Genomic DNA, 15,704 nt, shown 5'->3' with positions numbered 1-15,704 from the left:
GCCAAGGCCGCCAGCCGCAGCCGCCTCGGCCGCGGCACCGGGGGCGCCGGGCCGGGCCCCGGACGCCGGGGTGGGCATGGAGCAGCGGGGGGCGGCCGGTCCGGCGGCGGACGCCTCAGCTCGGGGAACCGTTCCGGCGGTACTGGCCCCTCGCGCCGCTCCAGCGGCGGCTCGAAGGGCTCGAACACCCCCGGCGCGCTGTCCCGCAAGCCCGCCGGCCTCAGCTCGCTGAAGTCGTCCTCCGGCCGCACCGGCCCGACGAACACCAACCGCCCCCTGAACAAGGGGAGCCTGGGCGCCCGGACGACCGCGGGGCCCAAGCCGCTCAAGGGCAGCCTGAACAAGGGCGGCCTGGGCGGCGGCAAGGGCAAGACCCCCCAGGCGCCCGGCACGCCCAACTCGCGCGGCGGCCTGCTGAACCGGATCGGAAGCGGAATCGGCGGCGGGTCCAAGGGGACCAAGTCGCCGAAGACGAACCGGAAGCCGGGCGGCATCGGCTCCGGAGGCACCGGCGCGGCCGGGAAGCACGCCCCGAAGACCCCGAAGACCCCCAAGACGCCGAAGTCCCCGAAGGCGCCGACCGGCACCACCGGTCCCGGCGGGACGAAGACGCCGGGGAAGAAGACCCCCGCCGGCAAGGGCAAGGGCGCGCCGAAGGGCCCGGGCAAGGCGAAGGTCGGCAAGGGCAAGGCGCCCCGGCACCGCCGCTACACCTGGAAGAAGAACCCGCTCCGCAAGACTGGGTCCCTCATCAAGACCGGCGCCACCAAGACCAAGCGCGGCGTGAGGAGCGCCTACAAGAAGGTCACCAGCCGGAAGTTTCGCCGCCGCCTGCACCGGGCCGCGACGCCGTTCCGCGCCATGTACCGCGGCACCCGCCGGCACGGAGGGAAGCTGCTGGCCAACGTGATGCGGGTCGGCGGCCGGGCGATCCTGTCCGCCCACTCCTTCCTCGGCAACATCCGCTACTCGACCATGGGGCCGAACTGGCTGCGCCCGCTGTCCCGGGTCCTGCAGTGGACCACCAGCCCGCTCGCCGCGCTCGTCAACGTCACCCGCAGCTGGTCGTGGCTGAGCACCTGGGTCTACAGGACCGCCACCGCCCGCCCGTTGCCGAGGCCCACCGCCACGACGACCGTGCACCCCCCCACCGCGGGCACCGGTACGCCCGCCCCCGCTCCGACCCCCGGCGGCCACGTCCCCGTGCCGTCGCCGGCCACAGCAACTGCAGGAAAGGGAACCCCCGTGGACACGAGCCCGGTTCACCACGCCTACCCGCTGATCTACGCGGCGGACGCGATCCGCATGGCCGCCGCTGCCTTCGCCACGGCGCCGTCGGAGAGCATGAAGGGCTACGAGAACGTCATCGAGAACCTGGGCCACCTCGAGTTCGCGATGTGCCACCTGATGCACACGATCGCGCAGGTCACCGAGGAAGACTTCAAGGTCAACCCCCTGATCCCGGACCAGTTCCGAGCCGTCGGAGTCCAGTTCCTGATGCTGGGCGCCTTCGTCGACTCCGCACACAAGGCGTTCCGCGACATCCACGCCGAGCAGCTCGAGAACATCGAGAACCCGACCTGGCAGGGCCGCAAGTGGGACATCTCCGCGAACTGGCCGCACATCATGCCCAGCTTCGCGTGGACCGACCCCAGCACGGACGCCATGCCGCTGCTGCTCGCCTCCGGCGCCATCCGCGACGCGGGCATCCACATCAGGCTGCACCCCTCGGGGTCGATGTTCGGCTACGAGATGACCATCCAGCACCTCGCCCCGCTGGCAGAGGCGCTCTACGAGCTGATGGAGACGGTCGCCAGCACCACCGAGGCCGAGTTCGCCGTCCACCCCGCCATCCCGGCCATGCACCGCGACGCCGGCCAGCGCTTCCGCGACCTGGGCGGCGCCATCCAGGCGGTCCACCTCCTCTACCGGACGCTCCACCAGGAGCAGCTCCTCAACCTCGAGAACCCCACGCCCCAGGCCGCCAAGTGGGACGTGGACCGCAACGCCACCTGACCCCGACCGCGCGCTCCTGCTCCGCCCCTCCAGCTCATGACCACGACCTGACGTAAGGAGTTCCACACCATGGCCCGCTCGAAGGACCGCGAGGTCCTCCCCTGGGCGCACGGGGTCGTCAGCACCCCGCTGTTCACCTCGGGGTTCATCTACGCCGGCGGCCTCGCCCTGGGCACCATCGAGGACCTGGGCCACACCGTGCCGCTGGACATGCTCGGCATCGGCTCCGTCGGCGGCGTCATCGCCGCCGCCACCGCCCGCTACCTGCGCACCGGCGGCCCGGGGCGCAGCCAGCGCGCCCGCTGGTTCCACACCGCCTTCACCGGCATCTGGACCGGCGCTGCGGCGGCCTGGATGAACTGGGTCGCGCACGACACCCCCTGGACGCTCACCTCGGCCGCCGTCATCGGCGCCGCCACGGCCGTGATCGCGCCGTTCTACGGCATCGACCGCTTCCTGCGCGGCGACGAGATCGCCGAGCAGTGGGCGAAGGAGGAGGCCGCGCTCGCCAAGCCGCTCACCGACTGGCAGGACCTGTTCGCCTCCGTCGGCGCCCGCGGCGTCATCGTCGAGAACAAGGAGAAGACCCACAACGGCTTCCGGCTGACCCTCACCCTCACCGAGACCGACTACGACGGCCTGCTGCCGCTGCTCAAGCGTCTGGAGATGAAGGCCCGCCTGCGGCCCGGCGCGCTGACCCTGAAGCCGGGCGAGCACGCCGCCGAAGCGTTCCTGTCGGTCTCCACCCGCAACGTCCTCGCCGAGCACGTCGACCTGGACCCCAGCGACCACCCCATCACCATCAACGAGCCGCTCACGCTCGGCATGCTGGAGAGCGGCGAGCCCATCGAGATCCTGATGCGGCAGAACAGCGTGCTCATCGCCGGCCAGAAGGGCTCCGGCAAGAGCGTCACGCTGCACGTCCTGATCTCCCTGCTCACCCGCTGCGTCGACGCGGTGATCTGGATGGTCGACATGGCCAGCGGGCACACCGCCAAGCGCTGGATCCGCCCCTGGGTGGAGGGCTGGAAGGACAAGGACGGCAACGTCATCACCCGGCCACTCATCGACTGGGTCGCCACCACCGAGGACGAGGCCGTGCGCATGTACAACGCCGGTCACGACATCGCCGACCAGCGTGCGAAGACCTCGGGCGGCAAGCTCGTCCCGAAGCCGGAGAAGCCCGCCATCATCATCATCACCGAGGAAGGCTCGGACCTGATGGCCTGGTCGCCGGCCGCGGTCAAGCCGAAGACGAGGGGCATCAAGAAGGGCCGCAAGGCCGCTCTGGACTTCGTCGACGTCGTCCAGCGTGGCACCGGCCCCAACACCGGTGGCGGCGAGATCGACTCCCAGTACGACACGACCATCGGCCTGAAATTCCGCAAGCGGGGCGAGGGCCAGTACGTCTTCCCCGACTTCTACCACCAGGTCAACCTGGCCAGCCTGCCCGGCAACGGCGCCTGCTACATCAAGACGCCCTCCATGGACCCGATGGAGCCGCCGGAGAAGGGCCGCTTCGCCTACGTCAACGACGACGAGGACTCCACCCACATCGAGGAGATGGCGGTCGCCCGCACCCACATCCGCCCCGACCTCGACCCCGAGGCCGTCGCCATCGCCAACAAGTGGGGCTACGCGGACCGCTGGACCGACACCGAGCGCTGCGGCTGGCTCCTGGAAGCCTTCGGCCTGGAGGCACCCGCCGCTTCCACCGGGACCAGCACCGCCAGCGCGCACGGCGGCACCAGCACCCTGCAGGCCGCCCCGCCGGTACCGCCGACCACCGGCACGGGCGGCCCCGGCAGCAACCGGCCCGGCGGCACGAACGGCCTCCTGCCCAGCGAACTCGGCGACCTGCCCTCCGCCGAGGACTACCTCAAGAAGTACGGAGGCGGCGGCCAGCAGCCGCCCACCGGCGGCCAGCCCACCCCGGCCTCGGGCGGCGGCGTGCCCGGCCCGGACGAGTCCGTGGTCAAGGCCGCCTTCGAGAAGGTGTGGGCGACCGTCGAGAAGATGACCCAGGAGGCTGCCGAGGAGCACCTGGCCCAGCAGGCCCAGGAGGCGGAGAAGAAGAAGACCCGCGAGCACCCCCGCAAGGACGAGGTCCTCGACATGGTCCGCGCCGCCGGCCCCGAGGGCATCACCATCGACGACTGCCGCAACAAGCTCGCCGAGCTGTACCCGAACGAGAAGCCCCCGAGCCGCCAGTCAGTGAACAACTGGTTCGCCGCCGAGAAGAACATCATCCAGCCCGGCGGGCCCAAGACGCCGTACGTGTGGGCCGACCCCGACCACCCGGCCGCGCCTGACGAGTCGCAGGACGACGAGGACGACACCGAGGCCCTCGAGGGCGACGACCTGGAACTGTTCCTGCACGCGGTCGAGCTCGTCGTCTCCACCCAGTTCGGCTCCACGTCGATGCTGCAGCGCAAGCTCCGCGTCGGCTTCGCCAAGGCCATCTGGCTCATGGACCAGATGAGCGCCCGGAACATCGTCGGCCCCCGCGACGGCAGCAAGGCCCGCGACGTGCTGGTCAAGCCCGACGCCCTCGACGCCCTGCTCACCCAGATCAAGGAAGAGAACTAAGTCCCATGGCCCTGTCCATCTCCGCCGTCCTGCTGCTGCTCGTCGTCCTGGTCGTCATGGTCCGGGGCGGCTCCCTGAAGACCGGCCCCGCCGTCGTCGCCGTGCTGTTCGGCTTCTTCCTCGCCTCCACCGGCCTCGCGCCCGCCATCAACAACGCCCTCACCTCCCTCGCCGGCGCCGTCAGCGCCATCAACTTCTGACCCGAAGGGACACCTCGCCATGCACACCCTCGTCCTGGTCCTCGCCGTCCTGCTCGGCACGGGCCTGACCCTGCTCGGCCAGCGCCTGCACCGGCGACTGCGCCCCGAGCCCTCGTGCACCTGGTGCAGCACCGCCTCGGGCTGGCTGGTCCGCGGCCACGACACCCGCCTGTGCCGCGGCTACGTCCAGGACGTGCGCAAGCGGCACCCCGAGTACGGCGGCAACCTCTGGCGCACCCCCGAGACCCACTGACCCCCGTCCACCCCGACCCCAAGGAGCGACCAGTCCATGCGCAAGAAGAACCGCGCCGAGAGCACCGACGCGAGCCGCCGCGCGGCCCGCCTGCCGTTCGTCGCCCGCCCCGTCGACCCCCTGCCCGGCGACGAGGTCGACGTGAGCCGCGCGAACCGCCTCTCGTTCGTCGCCCGGCCCGTCGACCCCCTGCCCGAACTCGACAGCGACGGCCCGGACCGGACCGGCGACACCGACAGGTAACCCACCCCCCATGCCCCAGCCCGCCGAAGAGAACCGGGTCGTCGTCGTCACCGCGGACGGCCGCTTCCTGATCGCCGACCTCGACCCGGCCGGCACCCCGGCCACCAGCCCGCTGCGACGGGCCCTGGCCCACCCCCACCCCGCCAGCACGCCGACTTCAGAGAGGACCACCGAACCATGAGCGACCTCACCCAGTCCGAGTACGACACCGCCCGCGCCCTGCTCGCCGACCTGACCCCCGAGGACACCACCCCCGGCCGGCACATCCCCGCGCCCGGGCCCGTCGCCCCCGGCATCACCCCCTTCGTCGTCCCCGAGGGTTACACCGTCCGCGAGACCGTCGAGACCACCGCCGACGGCACCCGCATCATCCGCGAGGTCGTGCCCCTCGACCCGGCGCCGCGCCCGGCCGCGTCGGCCACCCCCGCCCCGGCCCCGGCGCCGTCGGCCGTCACCGAGCGGCGCACCCTGCCGGAGTGGCTCACCATGAACAGCCGCAAGCTCAAGACCGCCGCCTACCTCGCAGGCGCTGGCGGCGTCGCCACCGTGGGCGCGGTGTACGGCAACGAGATCGCCGCCGCCGTCACCGCCGGCGCCACGGCCCTGTGGCACGCCACCCTCACGGTGCTGAAGGTCGGCGCCATCGTCGTCGGCGCCGCCCTGTTCCTGCGCATCGTGTTCGGCGGCCGGGGCCGCCGCCCGCGCACCGGCACCTTCGAGGGCTCCATCAAGGGCACCTGGCGCCAGGACTGACACCCCTTCACCCCGTACGGCCCGACCGACTGCTGCTCCCACCGGACAAGGAGACCCGCCCCATGGCCAGCACCAGCCGCCGCCCGCGCACCGACCGCCACCCCGCCGCCCGCCGGGGACCGGCCCGGCGGCGCTGGCAGCACCGGTTACCCGCCCGGGACCGTACCTCGGTCGTCAGCGTCGCGATCGTCGTGCTGCTGTTCATCGGCAACTACCTCAGCCGCCACCCCGCCGTCCTCGCCGCGCTGCTGGGCGTCCTCGGGCTGGCCGTCGTCGGCACCGCCATCCTGTGGGGCCGCCGCTGCTACCGCCGCATGAGCCAGGCCGGACTCGGCGCGCTGCCCGTCGACATCGAGCAGTGGAGGGCGCTCACGCCCGGCGGGTTCGAGCTCGCGGTCGCCCGGCTGTGCCGGCGGGACGGCTGCACCGACGTGCAGGTCCTCGGAGGGGCAGGCGACCGCGCAGGTGACGTGAAGGCACGTACCCCGGACGGCCGCTGGCTGCTGGTGCAGTGCAAGCGGTACGCCGAGACCAAGAAGGTCTCCGCCGAGGTGCTCTACCAGGTGAACGGGACCTACTGGGACACCCACGGCTGCGACGTCGCCGCCGTCATCACGACGAGCAGCTTCACCATGAGCGCGGTCGACTGGAACAGCGACCTGGAGCAGCCGCTGCGGCTGTTCGGCTCGAAGCAGTTGCTGGAGTGGGCGGCCGGGACCGGCCCGGCGCCCTGGCAGTAGCCGGCCGAAAGCGGCCGTTGGTGGCGCAGCCCGCACGGGAAGGGCTGCGCCACCGTCGTTTCCCTCTCCTCCAAAACCTTTCTTACGTAGTGGGTTTCATGTATGGTGGGCAGCACCGGGAACGCCACGGGCATGGACGGTCCCGGTGGACGGATGCAGCCGTGGAGCAGCTGGATTCGTCGGGCAGTACGGGAGATTGGGAGCGCAGCGGGCCCCGGTCCGTGTCCCCCTCGGGGGCGCGGACCGGGGCCGCTGTCGTTGTCCCTGTATGCGCAATACAGAGCCCGTGAGCTTTGAGCCGGTTTCCAGCCGGGTCGACTATCAGACGTGTTCGGGCCTGGCGGGGAAAACCCGATCCCTTCTCTAAACCCCCCGTGCCGAGAAGACCCGTCAGGCCCGAACGAAGCCCGCCGCAGCGGAAATGCAGCCCACGGCCTCAGAAACTGCCAGCTGCAGAGCCCCCCTAGAGTGGCCGCATGCTTGCGGACGATCTGCTCACCCACCCCCACGACGCCTATCGGCGACTGCGCACCGCCTCCCCGGTACACCGCATCGCCGGGACGGATGGGCAACCTGCCTGGCTCGTCACCCGGTACGACGACGTGCGATCCGCCCTCGCCGATCCCCGGCTGTCGCTGGACAAGGCGCATGCCCGGGAAGGCAACTACCGCGGGCTGGCACTGCCTCCGGCTCTCGACGCCAACCTCCTCAACATGGACCCCCCGGACCACACCCGCCTGCGCCGACTCGTCAGCCGCGCCTTCACCCCAGGGCGAGTCGAACAGCTACGCGCGCCGATCACGAACACCGCCGGCAGGCTTCTCGACGCCTTGGGGGACCAGGGCACCACGGACCTGATCGCCGCCTACGCAGCGCCGTTGCCCATCACCGTCATCTGTGAACTGCTCGGCATCCCGGAAAGCCACCGGCAAGACTTCCGTTCCTGGACGAACGTGCTGATCGCTCCCGATCCGAGCCGCCCCCAGGACGCCAAGACGGCGATCGGGGCGATGCTGAGCTTTTTCACCGACCTCATCGCTCACAAGCGGCGCAGCCCCGCCGACGATCTGCTTTCCGACCTGATCGCCGTACGTGACGCGGACGACGACCGGCTCACCGAGGACGAGCTGATGTCTCTGGCCTTCCTCATCCTCTTCGCCGGCTACGAGAACTCGGTCCAGCTGATCGGCAACGCGGTACTGGGCCTGCTGCAGAACCCCGACCAGATGGCCACCGTGCGACAGGACCCGTCCCGGATCGCCTCCGCCGTCGAGGAGTTCAGCCGCCACGAGGGCCCCGCCCTGCTTGCCATCCGCCGATTCCCGACGCAGGACGTGACGATCGGCGGCGTCACGATTCCCGCCGGCGAAACCGTCCTGCTGTCCCTGTCCGCCGCCAACCGCGACCCGGACCGGTTCGCCGACCCCGACCGCCTGGATCTCAGCCGCGACGCCGCCGGCCACCTGGCGTTCGGCCACGGGATCCACTACTGCCTGGGCGCAGCCCTGGCACGAACAGAGACCGAGATCGCCCTGGCCGCCCTCCTGGACCGGTTCGAGACACTCGAGCTCGCCAACACCGAACCCCGCTGGCGGCCCTCCCTCCGCGCCCGCGGCCTGCTTGAGCTGCCGGTGCACTACAGGGGCGCCAGTACGGCCGGCTGACTTCCCCCCACCACCTCGCACACGAACGGGGGCCGCACGCGATCTGCGTGCGGCCCCCGTTGGGCACGTCCCTGGCTCAGCTGCCGGCCAGCTCCTTGCGCTGACGGCGCTGTTCACGCAGCGAGCCGATCATCGGCAGCGTCAGCCCGAGGAAGAGGAAAAGCACGGCCAGACCACTGAGTGTGGGGCTCACCTTCTCCTCCACGTCCAAGGACCAAGGCCGGTCCAGGACGTAGAAAATGATGTAGGAGCCCTTGGACATCGTGTACGCCATGCCCAGGGTGGCGGCCATGGAGGACAGCGCGAAGCCGGCGCCACTCCAGGGCCGGAGGCCCCAGTTGCGCCGCGCGGTCCGTCCGCACATGAAGGCCAACTCGCCGCAGGTGACCAGGACGTACGACAGGTAGATCAGCAGGTACGCGGCCACCGCGGTATTCCCGACGAACGCGGTGGTGAACTCGATGTCCGGATCGTTTGTCGCCAGGAAGAGCGGCACCATGATCGCCAGCTCCACCATGGCCGCGAAGGTCCGCTGGTACATCGCAGCTCGCACGTACTCGGCGCGATAGGCCAAGTCCACCATCGTGATCTGGAGGGCCGCGCACCACAGGATCGCGCAGATGTGGGCCACCAGCTTCCCGATGTTCACGACACCGGTGATGCTCTCGGCGGCATCGGCGACCGAGGGGACGGCGAAGAGGACGCCCAGCGTGCACACCCCGAAGGCCACGGCGATAGACCAGGTGGACACGCGTGGGTTGCCGACGGCCCTCCTTGTGCAGAGAAAGGTGACCAGCAAGCCAGTCACTGTGCACGTCCCGAAGACTATGCCGTCCACTTAGAGCCCTTCCAGTGCATCGGCCGCATACTGGGCGGCCTCGTCCCTACTGCGCCGTCGGCGACGTCGCGGCCTCTCACCGGCGTCGTCGCGCGGCACCGGTGGCAAGCCGAGATCGTCTCGTCGGCGCTCCAAGTCTGCAACGACATTCCGCAGCTCACTGGCGGGCAGCCCGTTGAGGAGACGAAGGACACGGCGCGCAGCCGGGTCCGAGAATGCTTCCAGTAGTGCGGGGTCGTCGCCGAGGTCACGAAGGACACGGCGCACAGCCGGGTCCTCGAACGCTTCCAGTGCTGCGAGGTCGTCGTAGCTCTCGTGCGGAAGCAGGTGTGCGGGCGGCACGTTGCCCAGTGCTTCGCACAGGGCCATGACCGTCGCGATGGTGGGGTTGTCCTGCGAACCGTTGGCCAGCTTGGAGACGGCAGCGTACGAGACAGAAGCATGATCACCTGGGAGCGCGTCGACTGCTGCGGACAGCGACCGCACCGTGTGGGCCCGGCCGTCGGCATTCCGTCGGCTGGTCATGAGCGACTTGAGCTTGTCTGCCAGCGACGGACGGGCGGCGCTCACCACACACCGGACCTTCCGTGTGGGGCCAGGGGCCCGGCTGGCCAATGACTGCTCACAACAACGGTCTCGCTCTCTCGATCTTGTCCCTGTGTACTTTAGTTGACACGCTCGGGTGCGGAAGGCAGGATCACGATTTGCATGCAGGGTACGCACGAGTCACTTTCTGTCATCGACCCTGGGGTGGTTCAGACCTGCCCTCCCGCGGCTTGCCGGGCACTGGCTCGTTGCGCAGTCCCCTGGAATAGCGCACTGAGGAGAGACCAGCAGGCATGAGCGACTCCTGGGCGGTGGACGGCGCCCGATCCCTTGCAGTCAGATCACCCGCGCCCACCCTCTCGCTCGAGACCGGGGCGCACAGCAACGTTGTGGTCATCGGCTCGCCCCGGCGCTCCGGGCAGCCCAAGGCCGCGCCCACCTCGCCTGCTGAGCCAGGTGGTTGCTGCAGGCCGCCTTCGTTCAGTCCCACCCTCGCTGCGGCGGAGGCCGCAGGCATCCTGCACAACTCACCCGACATCAGTGCGATCATCAGGCGTATGCGCAAGTAACCTGCGGCCCCCGCCCCCCGCTGGCCACGCACCGTTCCCCTTAGCCCTGCGCGCGCCGTGCGGCTATCACCACATACCGCTCCTCTTCCACCTCATCTTCGAAGACGCTCTTCGCATCTTCGAAAAGCCCGTCGGCGTCGATGTCGTGAGCCGTGATCAGGGTGCGGTGCATCGCCGCCAGGAAGGCGGCGAACCGCGGACCGTGCGCGCCCAGGCGGCGCCACGTCTCGGCGCGGGCGGCCTCGTCCCGTCCCTCGGTTGCGGCGACCGCATCCAGCAGCAGCTGGGGGGTCACGAGCCCGTCGGCGCTGTGGAAGAGGTTGGCGACCAGGTCGCCGAAGACCTCGGTGGCCCACTCGGCGTCCTCGTACAGGTCCGTGGTCCTCACCGGCTGCCACTGGTCGAGGCTGCCGCCGTATGCGCAGGCCCCCATGACCAGCTCCATGTCTTCCCGCTCGCTGGGCTCGCGGCCGAGAGCGGCGCGGGCCATCTCGTAGTGCTCCAGGGTCTCCCGGCCGTACCCGGCGCGGTCGTCGTTCGTGACGTCGCGCATGAGACTCTCCTAGTCCTCGTAGGGGTGATGGGTCCGTCCGGCCGGGCGGGGACCCATTCATCACTCCGCTCGGGGAGCACTTGCAAGCCCGGAAAACCGGCCCTGTGCTGGGCAGATGCCGGCATGTGAGAGGCGGAGGACGCCGGCGTGAGAACGCCGAACGCCCCGCCGGCGGCGGGGCGTTGCGGAGGTGGAGGCGGGGGCGGGATGCTCACTCCCAGGGGCCGGGCAGGCACTCGGGGCCGCCGTCCGTGAGCACCTGGTCCAGGCGCTGCCACAGGACGCGTACGGGGTGGGTGACCGGCAGGTCGCCGATCGCCTCGGCCATCGCGGCGTGCAGCTCGTCGGTGCCCATCTCGTAGAAGCCGTCGCCGTCGTCCCGCGAGCCAGCGAGTGCCTCTTGTGTGGCCGCCGCTTCTCCCGGTTCGGGGACCAGTCGTACGGTGCGGCCCTTGGCCGTGGTGACGACCAGGGGCTTGCCTGCGCCGGCGGCCCACATCACGGCTTCGGCGATGTCCTGGTTGCCGTCGGTCCAGTTGGCTTCGTAGTGGTCCATGGACTCCCTCATCTCTTGCGCCCGGGCGCCGGGCCGCCGGTCAGGCGGCGGCGACGATCTGGGCGGCGATCCGGTGGTAGCAGGTGTGCTGTCCGCGCAGTCCGGCCGGGCAGGTGCACGCCTGGGCGGCGGTCTTGTAAGTGCCGGTCCCGCTGGAGGCGACCGCCTGGAAGACCCGGCGGGCGCGCAGGGGGATCAGGCCGCCCAGGGTGATCAGGTCGACCGCCTTGGCGACCAGGGCGGGCTTGTGGTCGGCGATCCGTCGGGCGGCGTCCTTGATGCGGCGCAGGCAGGTCGGGCCGTAGCCGGTGGCGGTGGAGTGGGCGGAGCGGAGGGCTCGTCCGCAGCGGAGGCAGTGGGTGTGGCCGGTGGTGGTGCGCTGCATTTCTGCCTCCTTGGGGCGGGTCGTCCTCACACCCTCACTATACAACGATACGTTGTAAGGTTGGAAGTCCTTCGGGGGCGCGTCCCCCGCCGCTGACGCATGACCGGGTGACCCCCGGGGTCGGGGAAAATGGATCACGGCACTGTGGGGGTGGACGGAGCTGCCATGGGCACCCCGACGCCCACCGCCGCGGTCACCTACCTCGGCACCCGCGAGATCCCCTTCGCCCAGCTCGAACGCTTCCCCGGCAACCCCCGCCGCGGTGACATCGACGCCATCCGCGGCTCGCTGCGCCGCCACGGCCAGTACCGCTCCCTGGTGGTCCGCGCCGTCGCCGAGGACCGGTTCGTCATCCTCGCCGGCAACCACACCCACGACGCCCTCAAGGCCGAGGGGTACGAAACCGCCCGGTGCGAGGTCATCGAGTGCGACGACGACCAGGCCCGCCGCATCAACCTGGCCGACAACCGGCTCGCCGAGCTCGGCACGTACGACAACGACGCCCTGGCCGAGCTGCTGTCCTACCTCGACGGCGACCTCGAGGGCACCGGCTACACCGCCGACGACGTCTCCGCACTGCTCGGCACTGAGGTCGAGCCCGAGGCCCTCACCGACCCCGACGACATCCCCGACGCGCCGGCCGAACCGCACTCCAAGGTCGGCGACGTGTGGATCCTCGGCCGCCACCGGCTCCTGGTCGGCGACTCCACCGACGTCGCGGCCGTCGAGGACATGCTCGACGGCGACCGGTGCGACGCGATGTGGACCGACCCGCCGTACGGCGTCGACTACGTCGGCAAGACCAAAGACGCCCTCACCATCTCCAACGACGGCGCCGCCGACCTGCCCGAACTCCTCGCCGGCGCCTTCGCCGTGGCCACCGTCGCCCTCAAGCCGGGCGCGCCGGTCTACGTCGCCCACGCCGACACCGCCCGCATCGTCTTCGAGACCGCGATGAAGGACGCCGGATGGCTGGTCCGGCAGAACCTCATCTGGGCGAAGGACACGATGGTCCTCGGCCGCTCCGACTACCACTACCGGCACGAGCCGATCCTGTACGGCTTCACCGACGCCCCGGCCGGGTCCGGACGCCTGGGCCGCGGCGGCGACCGCTGGTACGGCGACAACGCCCAGACCACCGTCTTCGAGGTGCCCAAGCCGGCCCGCAACGCCGAACACCCCACCTCCAAGCCGGTCGACCTCATCACCGCGGCGCTGCGCAACTCCTGCCCGCCCGACGGCCTCGTCTTCGAGCCGTTCGGCGGCTCCGGCTCCACCCTCATCGCCGCCCACGTCACCGGGCGCTCGGCCCGCGTCGTCGAGCTGGACCCGCGGTACGCCGACGTCATCTGCCGCCGCTACCAGGAGCACACCGGCGAACAGCCGGTCCTGAAGGCCACCGGCGAGGCACACGACTTCACCATCCCGTCCCAGGACGACTGACAGGGGGCTGACCCGTGCCCGCGTCCAAGGCCCAGCAGGCCGCCACCGCCCACCGCCGCGCCCAGGCGATCGCGCTGCGGCTGGCCGGCATGGACTACCAGACGATCGCCGAACGGCTCGACTACTCCGACCGCGGCGCCGCCTCCAAGGACGTTCACCGCGCGCTCGAGGCCAACCTCGAGGCCGAGTCCGCCGCGGCGGCGACCCTGCGCGAACTCGAAGTGCAGCGCCTGGACCGGATGCAGGCCGCCGCCTGGGCCAAGGCCGCCAAGGGCGACCTCAAGGCGATCGAGACCGTGCTGAAGGTGATCGACCGCCGCGCCCGCCTCCTCGGGCTTGACCGGCCCGCCCGCACCGAGATCACCGGCGCCGACGGCGGCCCGCTCCAGGTCGAGGCCGTCGACCTCGCCGAGCTGGAACGCCTGATCACGCTGACCGACGGCACCGCGCCCGGCGGCGAGAGCACGGAGGAGGCGTGATGCCTGCGCACCCGGCCGCCTTCGCCCACCTCGCTGCCCGGCTGCGCCGCACCCGCGACCCCGTCTGGCGCGATCAGCTCCTGGACATCTGGCTCGACATCCGCGACCGCGCCACCGAATGGGACGCCCGCCAGTGGGGCTTCGACCCCGACACCTGGGCCCGGCGCATCATCGCCGACCACAACGAAGGACGCCCCGCATGAGCGAGACGGCCGGCTTGCCCGGCACCACCTACACCGGCACCCGCGACATCCCCCTCGACGAGCTGACCCGCTACCCCGGCAATCCCCGCCGCGGCGACGTCGAATCGATCCGGGCCTCCATCCGCCGCCACGGCCAGTACCGCTCCCTGGTCGTCCGCGACACCGGCGACGCCCTGGTCGTGCTCGCCGGCAACCACACCTCCGACGCGCTGCGCGCCGAGGGCTATGCCACCGCCCGGTGCGAGGTCATCACGTGCGACGACGACACCGCCCGGCGCATCAACCTCGCCGACAACAAGCTCGCCGAGCTCGGCTACTACGACGAGGAGGACCTGGCCGCGATGCTCGCCGCTCTCGACGGCGACCTCGAGGGAACCGGCTGGAGCCAGCAGGAAGTCACCCGCCTGCTGACCGCCGAACTGCCCGACGGCTTCCCGGCGTTCGACGAGTCGGTGGCCGAAGCCCTCAATCCCACCACGCACACCTGCCCCCAGTGCGGGCACACCTTCACCAACGCCGAGGCCGCGAAGTGAGCCCGGCCGTCGTACGGACGCGGCTCGACTACGGCCAGCTCCTGGCCGACGCGTGGGCCGCCCACCTCGCCCCCCGTGTCGAGGGCGCACCGACCGTCGTGTCCACCTTCGCCGGCGCCGGGGGCAGCTCGCTGGGGTACTCCATGGCCGGCTTCCGCGAACTGCTCGCCGTGGAGTGGGACGACCACGCAGCCGACTGCTTCCGCCGCAACTTCCCGCACGTGCCGCTCCACCACGGCGACATCGCCGCGCTCGACCCGGCCGTACTGGACCTGAAGCCGGGCGAGCTGGACGTGTTCGACGGTTCGCCGCCATGCCAGGGCTTCAGCACCGCCGGGCGCCGGCAGATCGACGACCCGCGTAACCAGCTCTTCCGCCAGTACGTCCGGCTCATCGACTACTGGCAGCCGAAGGCATTCGTGATGGAGAACGTCGCCGGGATGGTCCGCGGGCAGATGCGGTCCCTGTTCGCCGAGATCCTCGGCGCATTGAAGGCCGCCGGCCCCGGCTACCGGGTCACAGCCCGGCTGGTGGACGCCTCGTACTTCCGCGTGCCGCAGAAGCGCCTGCGCATGATCTTCATCGGTGTCCGGCGCGACCTCGGCATCGACCCGGTCCACCCGGCGCCCGTCGACCGTCCCCTGACGGTCCGCGAGGCCCTGGCCGGCCTGGACGATCCCGGCCCCTTCCAGCGCCCCTCGGGCAAGGCCGCCCGGGTCGCGCCCCTCATTCCGCCCGGCCGCAACGGCGGTGACACGCTGCTGGACCTCGGCGGCAAGAAGGCTTTCTTCTCCCTGGAGCGCCTCGCCTGGGACAAGCCGTCCTACACCCTCATCAAGGAGGTGTCCGCCTCCCGCAACGGCCTGCTCCACCCCGACGAGGACCGGCTCATGGGCATCAACGAGCTCGCCCGCCTGCAGTCGTTCCCCGACGCGTACGACTGGGGGGACAGCTCGGTCGAGAAGGTCTGGGCGCGCATCGGCAACTCCGTGCCCCCGCTGCTGATGCGGGCGATCGCCCAGACGCTACGGGAGAAGGTCCTCTAGCTCGTGACCAGGGGAAACGACCTCTCCCCGCTTCCATCTTTACAACGTCACGTTGTATAGTGATGGTGTGAAACGGGACCACCGAAAGGGCACCG

General features: G+C 70.9%; 18 protein-coding genes and 1 pseudogene. 14 read left to right on the top strand and 5 right to left on the bottom strand.

Translation table 11 applies throughout. The features are described 5' to 3' along the window. The 9 genes and pseudogenes from AC07FJ_RS31990 to AC07FJ_RS31950 form a co-directional block, all read left to right on the top strand. A pseudogene (locus AC07FJ_RS31990) lies at nt 1-2,016 on the top strand (hypothetical protein); the annotation flags it as partial. A gap of 69 nt (nt 2,017-2,085) precedes the next feature. Further along, complete coding sequence (locus tag AC07FJ_RS31985) at nt 2,086-4,605, top strand: DNA translocase FtsK (RefSeq protein ID WP_479052705.1); 2,520 nt, start codon at nt 2,086-2,088, stop codon at nt 4,603-4,605. Nucleotides 4,606-4,610: 5 nt separating this feature from the next. Beyond that, nucleotides 4,611-4,805, top strand: coding sequence for a hypothetical protein (locus AC07FJ_RS31980; RefSeq protein ID WP_479052704.1), 195 nt, complete (start codon nt 4,611-4,613; stop codon nt 4,803-4,805). Between the two features lie 19 nt (nt 4,806-4,824). Beyond that, nucleotides 4,825-5,058 carry a hypothetical protein gene (locus AC07FJ_RS31975; protein WP_479052703.1) on the top strand — a complete coding sequence of 78 codons (234 nt, stop codon included), beginning with the start codon at nt 4,825-4,827 and terminating at the stop codon, nt 5,056-5,058. 36 nt (nt 5,059-5,094) lie between these two features. Beyond that, the gene (locus AC07FJ_RS31970; RefSeq protein WP_479052702.1) at nt 5,095-5,301 is read left to right on the top strand and encodes a hypothetical protein; all 207 of its coding nucleotides are present in this window, start codon (nt 5,095-5,097) and stop codon (nt 5,299-5,301) included. A 10-nt stretch (nt 5,302-5,311) separates the two neighbouring features. Next, nucleotides 5,312-5,482, top strand: coding sequence for a hypothetical protein (locus AC07FJ_RS31965; RefSeq protein ID WP_479052701.1), 171 nt, complete (start codon nt 5,312-5,314; stop codon nt 5,480-5,482). Beyond that, on the top strand, nt 5,479-6,054 hold the full coding sequence (locus tag AC07FJ_RS31960; protein ID WP_479052700.1) for a hypothetical protein: 576 nt from the start codon (nt 5,479-5,481) through the stop codon (nt 6,052-6,054). The genes AC07FJ_RS31965 and AC07FJ_RS31960 overlap by 4 nt, the downstream gene beginning before the upstream one ends. Nucleotides 6,055-6,116: 62 nt before the next feature. Then, nucleotides 6,117-6,794, top strand: coding sequence for a restriction endonuclease (locus tag AC07FJ_RS31955; RefSeq protein WP_479052699.1), 678 nt, complete (start codon nt 6,117-6,119; stop codon nt 6,792-6,794). A 476-nt stretch (nt 6,795-7,270) separates the two neighbouring features. Continuing rightward, nucleotides 7,271-8,458: a cytochrome P450 family protein gene (locus AC07FJ_RS31950; protein WP_479052698.1), complete on the top strand. Its 1,188-nt coding sequence runs from the start codon at nt 7,271-7,273 to the stop codon at nt 8,456-8,458. 76 nt (nt 8,459-8,534) lie between these two features. Here AC07FJ_RS31950 and AC07FJ_RS31945 read toward each other — a convergent pair whose 3' ends face one another. The 5 genes from AC07FJ_RS31945 to AC07FJ_RS31925 form a co-directional block, all read right to left on the bottom strand. Continuing rightward, on the bottom strand, nt 8,535-9,209 hold the full coding sequence (locus AC07FJ_RS31945) for a hypothetical protein (RefSeq protein WP_479052697.1): 675 nt from the start codon (nt 9,207-9,209) through the stop codon (nt 8,535-8,537). 87 nt (nt 9,210-9,296) lie between these two features. Then, nucleotides 9,297-9,866, bottom strand: coding sequence for a helix-turn-helix domain-containing protein (locus AC07FJ_RS31940; RefSeq protein ID WP_479052696.1), 570 nt, complete (start codon nt 9,864-9,866; stop codon nt 9,297-9,299). A gap of 585 nt (nt 9,867-10,451) precedes the next feature. Then, a complete protein-coding gene (locus tag AC07FJ_RS31935; RefSeq protein ID WP_479052695.1) occupies nt 10,452-10,964 on the bottom strand; it encodes a hypothetical protein in 513 nt (170 codons plus the stop codon). Nucleotides 10,965-11,175: 211 nt separating this feature from the next. Next, the gene (locus AC07FJ_RS31930) at nt 11,176-11,520 is read right to left on the bottom strand and encodes a hypothetical protein (RefSeq protein WP_479052694.1); all 345 of its coding nucleotides are present in this window, start codon (nt 11,518-11,520) and stop codon (nt 11,176-11,178) included. A 40-nt stretch (nt 11,521-11,560) separates the two neighbouring features. After that, on the bottom strand, nt 11,561-11,905 hold the full coding sequence (locus AC07FJ_RS31925) for a DUF6011 domain-containing protein (protein ID WP_479052693.1): 345 nt from the start codon (nt 11,903-11,905) through the stop codon (nt 11,561-11,563). Between the two features lie 165 nt (nt 11,906-12,070). On the opposite strand from AC07FJ_RS31925, the gene AC07FJ_RS31920 reads away from it, so the two are divergent. The 5 genes from AC07FJ_RS31920 to AC07FJ_RS31900 are packed head-to-tail and all read left to right on the top strand — an operon-like array spanning nt 12,071 to nt 15,609. Continuing rightward, on the top strand, nt 12,071-13,348 hold the full coding sequence (locus AC07FJ_RS31920; protein WP_479052692.1) for a DNA methyltransferase: 1,278 nt from the start codon (nt 12,071-12,073) through the stop codon (nt 13,346-13,348). Nucleotides 13,349-13,362: 14 nt separating this feature from the next. Beyond that, nucleotides 13,363-13,827 carry a hypothetical protein gene (locus AC07FJ_RS31915; protein WP_479052691.1) on the top strand — a complete coding sequence of 155 codons (465 nt, stop codon included), beginning with the start codon at nt 13,363-13,365 and terminating at the stop codon, nt 13,825-13,827. Continuing rightward, a complete protein-coding gene (locus AC07FJ_RS31910; RefSeq protein WP_479052690.1) occupies nt 13,827-14,030 on the top strand; it encodes a hypothetical protein in 204 nt (67 codons plus the stop codon). Before AC07FJ_RS31915 ends, AC07FJ_RS31910 begins: the two co-directional genes overlap by 1 nt. Beyond that, nucleotides 14,027-14,563, top strand: a complete 537-nt coding sequence (locus AC07FJ_RS31905) for a ParB/RepB/Spo0J family partition protein (RefSeq protein ID WP_479052689.1) — start codon at nt 14,027-14,029, stop codon at nt 14,561-14,563. Before AC07FJ_RS31910 ends, AC07FJ_RS31905 begins: the two co-directional genes overlap by 4 nt. Continuing rightward, nucleotides 14,560-15,609, top strand: a complete 1,050-nt coding sequence (locus tag AC07FJ_RS31900; RefSeq protein ID WP_479052688.1) for a DNA cytosine methyltransferase — start codon at nt 14,560-14,562, stop codon at nt 15,607-15,609. The genes AC07FJ_RS31905 and AC07FJ_RS31900 overlap by 4 nt, the downstream gene beginning before the upstream one ends. Nucleotides 15,610-15,704 lie beyond the last annotated feature (95 nt).

The organism is Streptomyces sp. NPDC045998, from assembly GCF_056430285.1.
The sequence above is the reverse complement of the archived record's forward strand: the minus strand, read 5'-3'. Positions and strand labels throughout refer to the sequence as shown.

Excerpts from the sequence above, each read along its gene's own strand:
- AC07FJ_RS31985 (WP_479052705.1), top strand. The coding sequence starts at position 2,086 with ATGGCCCGCTCGAAGGACCGCGAGGTCCTCCCCTGGGCGCACGGGGTC.
- AC07FJ_RS31980 (WP_479052704.1), top strand. The coding sequence starts at position 4,611 with ATGGCCCTGTCCATCTCCGCCGTCCTGCTGCTGCTCGTCGTCCTGGTC.
- AC07FJ_RS31975 (WP_479052703.1), top strand. The coding sequence starts at position 4,825 with ATGCACACCCTCGTCCTGGTCCTCGCCGTCCTGCTCGGCACGGGCCTG.
- AC07FJ_RS31970 (WP_479052702.1), top strand. The coding sequence starts at position 5,095 with ATGCGCAAGAAGAACCGCGCCGAGAGCACCGACGCGAGCCGCCGCGCG.
- AC07FJ_RS31965 (WP_479052701.1), top strand. The coding sequence starts at position 5,312 with ATGCCCCAGCCCGCCGAAGAGAACCGGGTCGTCGTCGTCACCGCGGAC.
- AC07FJ_RS31960 (WP_479052700.1), top strand. The coding sequence starts at position 5,479 with ATGAGCGACCTCACCCAGTCCGAGTACGACACCGCCCGCGCCCTGCTC.
- AC07FJ_RS31955 (WP_479052699.1), top strand. The coding sequence starts at position 6,117 with ATGGCCAGCACCAGCCGCCGCCCGCGCACCGACCGCCACCCCGCCGCC.
- AC07FJ_RS31950 (WP_479052698.1), top strand. The coding sequence starts at position 7,271 with ATGCTTGCGGACGATCTGCTCACCCACCCCCACGACGCCTATCGGCGA.
- AC07FJ_RS31935 (WP_479052695.1), bottom strand. The coding sequence starts at position 10,964 with ATGCGCGACGTCACGAACGACGACCGCGCCGGGTACGGCCGGGAGACC.
- AC07FJ_RS31930 (WP_479052694.1), bottom strand. The coding sequence starts at position 11,520 with ATGGACCACTACGAAGCCAACTGGACCGACGGCAACCAGGACATCGCC.
- AC07FJ_RS31925 (WP_479052693.1), bottom strand. The coding sequence starts at position 11,905 with ATGCAGCGCACCACCACCGGCCACACCCACTGCCTCCGCTGCGGACGA.
- AC07FJ_RS31920 (WP_479052692.1), top strand. The coding sequence starts at position 12,071 with ATGGGCACCCCGACGCCCACCGCCGCGGTCACCTACCTCGGCACCCGC.
- AC07FJ_RS31910 (WP_479052690.1), top strand. The coding sequence starts at position 13,827 with ATGCCTGCGCACCCGGCCGCCTTCGCCCACCTCGCTGCCCGGCTGCGC.
- AC07FJ_RS31905 (WP_479052689.1), top strand. The coding sequence starts at position 14,027 with ATGAGCGAGACGGCCGGCTTGCCCGGCACCACCTACACCGGCACCCGC.